Here is a 10,889-nt window from a genome sequence, read left to right on the forward strand (position 1 = left end):
TTATCCTTCTCCATCCTTTTCAATCATTCTTTTCAACTCATCAATTATCCACTTTATTTTTTCACTCTTCATCTTCATACTCACCCTGTTGACCACCAACCTTGCACTTATATCTGCTATGGTATCCAGAACAACAAGGTTATTTTCTTTTAGAGTTCTACCACTTTCAACCAGATCTACAATTAACTCGGCCAGCCCAACCAGGGGAGCCAATTCTACAGAACCGTTAAGTTTGATAACTTCAATTGTTTCTTTTCTTTTATGCTCAAAATATTCCCGTGCAATTTTAGGATACTTGGTTGCAACTCTTTTATTATTCAGTTTATCCAGTTTTCCCTGAAGGTGGGCAGGTCCCGCCAATACCATTCTACAAGCTCCAAACTTTAAATTAAGTATTTCGTAAAGATTCCTTCCTTCTTCGAGTAGTGTATCTCTTCCCACTATACCCAGATCTGCAGTCCCATACTCAACATATGTAGGTACATCGCCGGGCTTTACAAGAAAAAATCTTATCATATTTTTCTCGTCGGTAAATATCAATTTCCTCGAAGAATCCTTCATTTCAGAACAATTAATACCCATAGCCTCAAATAATTCTATAGATGCATCGGCAAGCCGTCCCTTGGCCAAAGCTATGTTTAAATATTCCATACGCCCACCCCAATCTTATTATCTTATTTTTCAATATCAATATCCATATCCATATTTACGTCTACAGTAAAACTTATGTTTATCTCCTTATATTATTAAGGGCTTTGGAGCAATTCTCCGACAGATACCTTCAAAACTTCCCCTGTTTCAAAATTATATACTTCAACATTTTCGTTGTCCAACACATGGATAATTCCGCCAATTCCTTTAGCTTGGGCATAAGTACAAGCTTTGTCGATCCCTGCCATATTAATATCCATTTCTATAACAAGCCCCTGTTTTCTTAACTCCTCACAAATACCGAAGGCTGTCTTTCGCCCTTCCCGTCTGTAGCACACCAGGCTGTCCACAGCAGGCTTTTCAACATAAACCTTTTGCCTTTCAAGGGCGCTCATTACCAGGTTTATACCGATAGAAAAACCTGTAGCAGGACACCTTTCCCCAAACTTCTCCACAAGATTGTCATACCGTCCTCCACTTAACACAGGAAACCCTACTCCATGGGTAAAGCCTCTAAATATAACGCCGGTATAATAATTTAAGCCTTGTACCATTCCAAGGTCAACAGAGACATACTCCTTCAACCCACAGTCTTCCAAAATCTCCAGTATACGTCGCAAGTAATCCAGAGCATACAGAGTATGTTGTCCTGAAACTGTCTTCTCCACTCTATCAATAACTTCAACAGTACCAAAAAGCCGCGGAAGGTCTAAAACCAGTTCCTTTAGATTCGGAGAAATATTACACCTGTTAACTATTTCTTCCATTCCAATAAAATCCTTACGGTCAATTAATTGCCTCATTTGATCTACATAATGCATCGGAAGTCCGGTTTCTTCCATCAATCCCTTGAAAAAATCCACCTGTCCTATATCCACCTGGAAATTTTTTAGGCCCGTTGCTTTCAGGGCACTTATTGCCGTAACAATTACTTCGGCATCAGATTCAGGTGTCTTAAGTCCCAGTAATTCGACACCTGCCTGGGTAAATTCCTTCTGCCTTCCACCACCCGATTCATTATACCTGAAGGTGTTTCCAATATACGAAAATCTTAAAGGGTATTCCGAATCTTTATATTTGGTTGCAGCAACCCTTGCAACGGGAATGGTAAGGTCAGGCCTTAACACAAGTATCCTTCCCTGCTGGTCGAAAAACTTGAACATAGCCTCCTGGGGAATTGAATCTTCATCTATTGAAAATGTGTCATAAAACTCAAGCGTAGGTGTTTCAATTTCAAAATAACCGCACTTTCTGAAAACTTCCCTGATATTATCTTCAATATTCCGCTTAATATAACAATCTTCAAATAATATATCCTGTACCCCATCAGGCGTATAAATCTTCCACTTAGTCAACAACAACACCCCATTTTCCATTATGCATGTTTCACTTTACTGCTTTATTGTGATAAAGTTATAAATTGGTGAATTGTTTATATTATAAGGTAGGATATATGTGTTGTCAATAATAATGTTTAGTTGTTTAATTGTTAAACAAAGTTAAAACTCCATCAAATTAAGGCCGATTTCCTCACTGAACCTTCGCCCTACCGAGCCTTTAATAATATATAGTGTTAATTCACATGTTGCACTGACATATGCCTCGTTCAAATGTCCTCCGAAAGTCTTAAAACTGGAGTCGGCAAGGTTAATATGGAGATGCAGATAAGGTTCACCATCCATCATTGTTACAGTACCTGATAAGGATACTATTTCAAAGTCCCCCGTTAATTCTGTAGAGTTATACTTTTTTATCCCGGTCTCAAAGAGCCCTATTCTTGCCCTATTAACCGCTCCAATAGCGTTAACCTTCCCGAGGCATATTTTCTCTTTAACGCATATTTCCCTGATGGATGCTACAATCTCTTCTCCTTTATCAATACGGGCAACCAACACATCATTAAAAACTCTATATTCCATGAACAGTCCTCCCATTTACTTTAATTGTGTAATTTGCGTTATTTCAGTCATTAATTTTATTTTACCACACTTTTACTTAACTTAACAACGCCTGCACTAAAGTGCAGGGGTTATACTTTCGACTAAAAGTCGACTAAAGTAAATGTAGGCGTTGTGCAAACCTGCCACTTTAGTGGCGGTAGGTAGCAATTTACAAAAGGTGCATTTACCACTGAGCTGTAATATAATGTGGTATAATATTGTTATAGACAACGTATGAAATATAATAAAATTCGAAAGGTGGTTATCAATGAATTATAAGGCAGTGATTTTTGACCTTGACGGTACTTTACTGGACTCTATAGAGGACTTGGCTGACTCAATGAATGCAGTATTGAAAAGTGCAGGTTTTCCTGTACACGATGTTGAAAGCTACAAGTATTACGTGGGAGACGGTATGGAAAAACTTGTTTTCAGGGCTTTACCGGAAGTATACAGGGATAACGAAACAGTAAAACAATTTTCGGAAAAAATGCAGGAAGAGTATGCAAAAAGGTGGAATAAAAAAACCCGTCCCTATGATGGCATACCTGAGCTTTTAGACATACTTGCGGGGAAAAACATACATATGGCGGTTTTGTCAAACAAACCAGATAATTTTACCAAATTAATCGTAAAAGAATTGCTGCCTAATTGGAATTTCAGGGTAGTATGCGGTGACCGCAATGGCATTCCAAAAAAGCCCGATCCAAAAGGAGCATTAGAAATTGCCGGCGCTTTAGGCCTTCAACCCAAAAATGTTCTTTACCTGGGAGATACCGGTACAGACATGCAAACTGCCAATAATGCCGGTATGTTTGCCGTTGGCGCACTATGGGGGTTTAGGAAAAGAGAGGAGCTTGTCATAAATGGTGCAAAGGCACTCATTGATAATCCCCTTGATCTTCTCCACTTAATTTGACCTATTACAGTTAAGCTTATTATACGGTTAAGCTTACTATATTTATGCTTGTTATGCCTGTTTATTTATCGTGGCCGCTTATTTTTTCCAGGTTTGCATATGCAGCCATAAGCCTCTTCATTCCAACACCATTAAACACAATTTCAAGCTTATAATCATCTTTGTCTTTTTCAATGGAAGTAATAATACCCTTGCCGAACTTCTTATGTATTACCTTATCACCTACTTTAAAATCCACATTGCCGGCATTGCCTTTATTGCTTGTGTTAAATTCCCATTTTTTACTCGCATTGTTTTTCCAATTTTTCCCTAATTTATAGTTTCCTGTATTTTTCTCATCCGAATATCCATCACTATTATATCCCCGATAGCTTTTATCATACTTATTCCTATAATATCCAAATTTATTCTTATAGTATCCACCCTCATATTCATCAAAGTATTCACGACCATACTCATTGTCGCTCTCATCATCCTCATTTTTCCGGTAAAAACCTTCCAATAACTTCTCCGGAATCTCTTCTATAAACCTGGAAACCATATTATTCGTAGTTTTACCAAATAATGTCCTGCTATTGGTATAAGTCATATAAAGCTTTTCCTTTGCCCTGGTTATTCCCACATAGCACAGTCTACGTTCTTCTTCCAGTTCGCTTTTATTATATAAAGAACGGTATCCCGGGAAAACCTGTTCTTCCATTCCTGCCATAAATACTATGGGAAACTCAAGTCCTTTCGCACTGTGGAAAGTCATTAAAACCACGTTATTCTTCTCTTCATCCAGGTTATCTATATCTGCAACCAGAGATATATGTGCTAAAAATGCATCAAGCCCTTTGTCTTCGTTCTTGTTTTCAAATTCAAGGGCTGCGGAAATTAATTCTTTAATGTTTTCAATCCTGGACTGGGCCTCAGCTGTATTCTCGTTTTGAAGTTCCTCCAGTATTCCGGACTTTTCTATAACCTCATCAATCAATTGAGATACTGTTATAGTTTCCTTCCTGTTTCTCAAATCAACTATCAAATCCCTGAATTCTTCAAGCCTCGGTACCACCCTTTGAAGTTCAATATACTTATGTGCAGAATTTATTGCTTCAAATATGCTGCATCCTTCACGGTCTGCAATGGTATCCAGTTTTTCAACGGTAGCATTGCCTATTCCCCGTTTCGGCACATTAATTATTCTCTTTAAGCTATAGTTATCATAAAGGTTTTGTATAAGCCGTAAATAAGCAAGCACATCCTTTATTTCCTTCCTGTCATAGAACCTTAATCCGCCAAAAATACGGTAAGGTATTCCTTCCCTTATAAACATTTCTTCAAGTACACGGGATTGGGCATTCATCCTGTACAGAACTGCAAAATCCTTGTAATTCTTTTTCTCAAATCTTACACTTTTATTAATCTCACTTGCAATAAAATAAGCTTCATCATGCTCATCCTGTCCTTGGTAGCACTGTATTTTACATCCTTTATTATTATCAGTCCACAACACCTTATGTTTTCTTCCCTTGTTATTCCTAATAACACTATTGGCAGCATCCAGTATAATCTTTGTAGAACGGTAGTTTTGCTCAAGTTTTACTACTTTTGCATCTTTAAACTCTTTTTCGAAATCCAGGATATTTCTAATATTTGCACCGCGGAACCCATAGATGGACTGGTCATCGTCGCCTACAACACACAGGTTACGATGCAAATGGGCTAAAAAGCTTACCAGTTTGTACTGGGCAGTGTTTGTATCCTGGTATTCGTCTACATGTATATATTTAAACCTTCTTTGGTAATAGGCTAATACAGGCGGATTCTCCTGAAACAGTTTGACGGTATATACAATAATATCGTCAAAGTCCAGAGCATTGTTTTGTTTCAGCTTTTTCTGATATAGCTTGTATACTTTGGCAATTGTGCTCATCCGAAAATCGCCTTCATATGTCCTAGCAAACTCGTCAGGCTCCAGCATTTCATCTTTTGCGCGCCCTATGGAGCTCAACATTGCCACAGGTGTATAGGTCTTTTCATCAAGGTTTAATTCTTTAAGGCAATCTCTAATCACTACTTGCTGGTCGGAAGTGTCGAATATTATAAAGTTCCTGTCAAATCCTATTTTTTCAATATCTCTTCTAAGAATTCTTACACAGGCTGAGTGGAATGTGCTTATCCACATGTTCTCGCTTACTTCTCCAACAAGGGCATCAACCCTCCCTTTCATTTCCCCTGCAGCCTTATTTGTAAATGTAATTGCAAGTATGTTTTCAGGTTGTACACCTTTTTCTTTTATCAGGTATGCAATTCTATAGGTAATAACCCTGGTTTTTCCGCTTCCTGCACCTGCCAGTATTAGCAAAGGTCCCTCTGTGTGTAGGACAGCTTCTCTTTGTTCTTTATTTAGTGCTTTTAGTAAATCCGTATTCATATTTTCCTTATCCTTTAAAATTCCACATGCTTGGTATTAAAATATGTTCAGGTATATTCTCAAACATATTTAATATCTCTTGCCTGGTTTTTTCACTGATCTTAGGTCCATTGAACAGCCTGGCATTTTCCTCCACCTGTTCCGGCGTTTCTGCCCCAATAACCAGGCTGGTGACTCCTTCCATATCACGTATATATGAAAGTGCCAGTTGCGCTATGCTCATCCCTTCTCTTTCAGCTAAACTATTAAGTATAACAAGGTATTTCCCCGCATCCGCGATGTTTCCTTTTAGGTCATCAGGTTTAAGGAAAAAAAGTCCTTGCAGGAAGATACTCCTTACAAAAACAACTATATTTGCATCCTGTAATCTTTTTAGGATACCGCTTTTTACAAACCTGCCGTCAAAAATATTCATAGGCAATTGAATAGCTTCATATACATCATATTTAAGCATCTCCCTGGCTTCCTCACATTTATATACGGATACTCCAGCCATTTCAATAATCCCTTCATTCTTAAGCCTTTTCATTACTTCGGAAAGTACCCTACCGTATTTATAAATTTCTCCAGGGTCGTGAACTAAGTATATTGGGATTTTATTAATTTTCAGATTATTAAGAGATGTTTCAACACGTTCCCGTACCCTCTTTTCAACTTCAATTTCAGGAGCATCCTTTTCCATACCAACCTTAAATTTTGTTGTTATAACCGGTCCCTTTAGAGGAAATTTTTCTTCTGTGAAGAATGTGCCTAAAACCCTTTCCGACTCCCCATAATGCAAAGATGTATCAAAAGAGTTTATTCCTGTACCTACAGCAGTTTTCAGTATATTGAAACTCTTGAACAAATCAGGCTTACCGCTTTTATTTGCTATACCGTATTCCATGCCAAGTTGGACAGTACCTAGTGTATATTTTGAAATACTGAGACCCCTAATTTTTATATATTCCATTATTCTTCTCCTTTAAAATACAGACTAATATTCAGGTTCAATAAGCCCATAATTTCCATCTTTCCTCTTGTAAACTACATTTGTTTCTTCAGTTTCAGCATTTGTAAAAACAAAAAACTGATGACCCAGCAAATTCATTTGTAAAATTGCTTCTTCCACAGTCATGGGTTTTATAGCAAACTTTTTGGTCCTTACAACCTTGAATTCCTGTTCTTCTTCCTCGTCTTGTTTATTTGTTTGGTCAAAATATTCAGTCTTGATTGCCCCATCATAAAGCTTTTTCTTTAGCCTGGTTTTGTATCTTCTTATTTGTCCCTCAAGTATATCAATAACCATGTCTATAGTACCATACATGTCATCACTGGACTCTTCCGCCCTTAGCACTACACCATTAAAAGGAATTGTAACTTCTACTATATGCCTGTTTTTTTCGATACTCATGGTAACATAGACATCAGTATCAGGATTAAAAAACTTTTCCAACTTGCCCAACTTTTTAATAGCTCTATTCCTTAGTGCTTCCGTAATTTCAATATTCTTACCGCTAACAATAAATTTCATAATTCTTACAACTCCTTTCGTTTTCCCTTTTTTAAGTATTCTTACCAACATTTTATACTGTCAAACCGCATTTTGTAAATTGGTTCCAACGGTGGACAAGTATACTTATTTATTTTTACCATATAATTATTTATTTGACAAGAAAGAAAATATTCCTTCAAAATTAATTCACAATTATAAAATAATCTATCCCCAGTCAACTCACAAAACAAACGTTTTGTGCATATAAATCTTGTGGATAATGTGTATAAAACTGTGAATAACTCTTATTTGCTACTTTTTTCTGTGGATAAGTTTGTTGATGTAAAAAGCCGGATTTCTTATCCGGCTTTTTAATAACCTCTAAGGCTCATAGCAGCTGTTCTTGAATAGAAGCAGTACAATAGGCTAATTCCCATCTATAATAACCTCATTTCTTTCGTCCAAATCAACCAACCCGTTGGCCTTTACCATACTATTGGATAATGTGTATAAAACATCTTTTATATAGAGAATCCTGTTAATGTTTTTGTCACTCTCATACCAACCCCTGCCGGCTCTCAGATACTCGTCATTCGATAAATGGGTTATTCTGCCTTTCAAAGTAAAGCCCTTCGTAAGGTCCACATTATATACATATGCCCCCTGGAAGGAAAATTGTCCGTATTCAGGGAATCCACCATCATTAAATTTATTTTTCCCTTTTACTTCCATTACTGTTACGGGAAAAGCCATTAACCCTTTTTCTTTCGAAAACAGCAGGGCTTTATGGTTTCTTAAAATTTCAGATTCGGTACCCCTGTCTCCTATGGTTTCTGAAAACTTCTGTATAGGATTTGAAACATCAGTTACATCAAACAGGGCAATTTTCATTCCAAGGTAATATGCCTGCCCTTTCACTTCCACCGTATCCTTACCGAACCCAATAATATGGTTTTCGTCATATGGATGCAGATAATCACTGTAGCCTGGTATTTTTAAGGCACCAAGTATTTTTGGCGATCTCGGGTCTTTTAGGTCAATAACAAAGAGGGGGTCCACTGTCCTGAAGGTAACCATATATGCCCTATCTCCCATAAACCTTACCGAATATATTTGTTCCCCAGGTGCAATGTCTTCAATCTTTCCGGTTATATCAAGCATTTCGTCCAATACATAAATATTATTCTTTGATGTAAATTCATCATTTCTCCAGATTTGGCCACTGGTGGTTGCAATTCTAAAGTATTTGCCATTTTCGTCCATGGAAAATTGATTCAAAATCCTGCCCGGCACTTCACCTTTGCTTTGGTAAATAACATTGCCTTTATCCATGGCGAACTTATACACTAAAGTGTTCTCTTCATTTATTATTCGTATTATTTGTGGTTTTCTCGGGACTACAATACCCACTTTATTATCGGAATCTACTGCAGCAGGACCCTCAACAGCAGTATTGACAGAGCTGCCGGCAGCACTGCTTTCCACTACACTCTCTTCCTTAACTTCAACTTCAGCTTCTTCACTAACATCAATTTGCCTATAGTTGGTTATTGCCACATATAAGTTTTCCAGGGATACGTATATATTCTGCCCTGACCCTAAATACACGGATATGTTTGCTCCTTTATCAACATTCTCAATATCGATGCCGGCAATAATCATATAGTTGGGCTGTATGCTCCCCGGGAAGTAACAGATTGACTTATAGTCTATATCAATATATTCCTCTTTTACTGATGTATCCCTGTAAAAAGGTACTGGTTTAAAGCCCTCATCTACCGCCATATCCTTATTCATAATGCGGTAATAATCAATATACTTATTTGCCACAATATAAAGATAAGGTCCTATTTCCCTTGAAGATACATAATAGCCCTCAAGATCAACTTCTTTAAGTTTTTTAATATTAGATTTATCGGTAATATCATATATCACAGCTTTTACAGTCTCATAGGAATAATACGTTGGAGGATATATTTTTACTTCGGCCCGTATATCTCCACTGCTCCGTTCCTTACTTTGTTCCTCGATACCAGTCTGCTTTTTAGGCAAAATGTATTCAATATAAGAATTACCTATAACCACCAGCTTATCCCCTTGTTTATCACTATGTATATATATTTCCGTAGGGTTAAAATTCATTTCGCTAAATCTAATAATACTCTCCACTTTCATTTCTTCAGCAGGGTATGCTTTAACAATGACTATTCGCTGCCGGTTCACCTGGTATATATATTCCCCGTCGGTCTTTACCACGTCAGCCTCATCAACACCTTGGACCTGAATGTTGGTACCGGAATAGTCACTGTTGGCTATCTTTGAATTCAAAGCTTCAGCAGTTTTAGCTTCCGAAATTACATTTTGGCTATTAACTCCTCCATCTACATTTTGACTGGGAGCCTCAGTAGTTGCCTTTTGTCTGGTAACATCGACAGCAGTAGTTTCATCAACCTCAGCAGCTACTGCTACGTCTTCACTCTTGCTGATAAAAGCCCTTTGTCCTTCAACCTCACTCAAGAGTTCCACCAGTTTTTCATAAGACCCTACCACCGGTAGCTGCCATACATTAGAAATCAAGGTATCAATTAAATCCTTATCCTCTAAAAAGTCTAAAGTATTTTCCTTATCACTTATAACAATCAGGTCACCCTTTTTGACAGCTTTTTTCCCAAGGGTTTCCAAAAAGCCGTCTAAAGGTACAAAAGTCCTTCCTCCTATTGCTTCTACAGGAGCAACAAGTTTATGCTGTATATTATCTGAAATTATAACATCACTGCCCTGCTTAAGTTTCAGAATCCTGTCATCCAAAGAGATGCTTACTGTAAAAGTTTTTCCGTCCCAACCCACACTTCCGCCAAAACTTTCTGCAATAAACCTTACGGGAGCAAATATAACGTTATTTTTTACTACAGGTACAATATCTGGGTTTGATGCATCAATCTTTGTTTTATTTCCATTTACATAGGCCATAGGGCTTCCCACATATAAAATTACCGTATTTTTAAGCCTTTCATCAGTATCGCGGGAAGAATAAGCCCCCGAAGTCTTGTTGAGAGATAAAAATGTGAAAGCTGTAAAGGTGGCTACCACCACAATAAAAATTGTTAATATTTTAATTGTTCTACTCATAATCCTTTCCTCCTTTCCATCCTATATTTTTGACGGAAAGTTGGTTAAAAAGTTCCCATTCCTGTTTAATTATTTCTTTTAATTATTTTTTCTATTTATTCTTATTTATTTCTTAATACTTATTTTTAAAATTACCCTCCATTAAAATAACGGGTATTACAAGAGGTGGAAATATTCAACTACCCGCCACTTAAAGTGGCAGGTTTGCACAACACCCACATTTACTTTAATCGACTTTTAGTCGAAAGTATAACCCCTGCACTTTAGTACAGGCGTCGTTAAAACCATTGTAATATATTATCCACAGGGTAATATGAACCCTGTAATTAAATAAAGCCCTGGAATTGATTATATTAATTA

At 37.2% G+C, this 10,889-nt stretch carries 8 protein-coding genes; 1 reads left to right on the top strand and 7 read right to left on the bottom strand.

Annotation, left to right across the window (positions count from 1 at the left end; translation table 11 throughout):
• From HPY74_10355 to HPY74_10365, 3 genes are all read right to left on the bottom strand, one after another.
• On the bottom strand, positions 1 to 651 hold the full coding sequence (locus HPY74_10355) for an ATP phosphoribosyltransferase (GenBank protein ID NSW91050.1): 651 nt from the start codon (positions 649 to 651) through the stop codon (positions 1 to 3).
• Positions 652 to 746: 95 nt separating this feature from the next.
• Entirely contained in the window at positions 747 to 2,006 is a 1,260-nt protein-coding gene (hisZ, locus tag HPY74_10360) for an ATP phosphoribosyltransferase regulatory subunit (GenBank protein NSW91051.1), read from the bottom strand.
• A gap of 144 nt (positions 2,007 to 2,150) precedes the next feature.
• Positions 2,151 to 2,570 (bottom strand): DNA-binding protein, encoded by a 420-nt coding sequence (locus HPY74_10365; protein ID NSW91052.1) that lies wholly within the window; start codon positions 2,568 to 2,570, stop codon positions 2,151 to 2,153.
• A gap of 289 nt (positions 2,571 to 2,859) precedes the next feature.
• On the opposite strand from HPY74_10365, the gene HPY74_10370 reads away from it, so the two are divergent.
• Complete coding sequence (locus tag HPY74_10370) at positions 2,860 to 3,510, top strand: HAD family hydrolase (GenBank protein NSW91053.1); 651 nt, start codon at positions 2,860 to 2,862, stop codon at positions 3,508 to 3,510.
• Between the two features lie 61 nt (positions 3,511 to 3,571).
• On the opposite strand, the gene pcrA is transcribed toward HPY74_10370, so the two are convergent.
• The 4 genes from pcrA to HPY74_10390 all read right to left on the bottom strand — a co-directional run bounded on the left by pcrA (position 3,572) and on the right by HPY74_10390 (position 10,529).
• Positions 3,572 to 5,926, bottom strand: a complete 2,355-nt coding sequence (gene pcrA / locus HPY74_10375; GenBank protein ID NSW91054.1) for a DNA helicase PcrA — start codon at positions 5,924 to 5,926, stop codon at positions 3,572 to 3,574.
• A 7-nt stretch (positions 5,927 to 5,933) separates the two neighbouring features.
• Positions 5,934 to 6,878, bottom strand: a complete 945-nt coding sequence (locus HPY74_10380; protein ID NSW91055.1) for an aldo/keto reductase — start codon at positions 6,876 to 6,878, stop codon at positions 5,934 to 5,936.
• A 24-nt stretch (positions 6,879 to 6,902) separates the two neighbouring features.
• On the bottom strand, positions 6,903 to 7,439 hold the full coding sequence (raiA, locus tag HPY74_10385) for a ribosome-associated translation inhibitor RaiA (protein NSW91056.1): 537 nt from the start codon (positions 7,437 to 7,439) through the stop codon (positions 6,903 to 6,905).
• Between the two features lie 387 nt (positions 7,440 to 7,826).
• Positions 7,827 to 10,529 (bottom strand): beta-propeller domain-containing protein, encoded by a 2,703-nt coding sequence (locus HPY74_10390; GenBank protein NSW91057.1) that lies wholly within the window; start codon positions 10,527 to 10,529, stop codon positions 7,827 to 7,829.
• Between the last annotated feature and the right edge of the window lie 360 nt (positions 10,530 to 10,889).

Source organism: Bacillota bacterium (genome assembly GCA_013314855.1).
GTDB lineage: Bacteria > Bacillota > Clostridia > Acetivibrionales > DUMC01 > Ch48.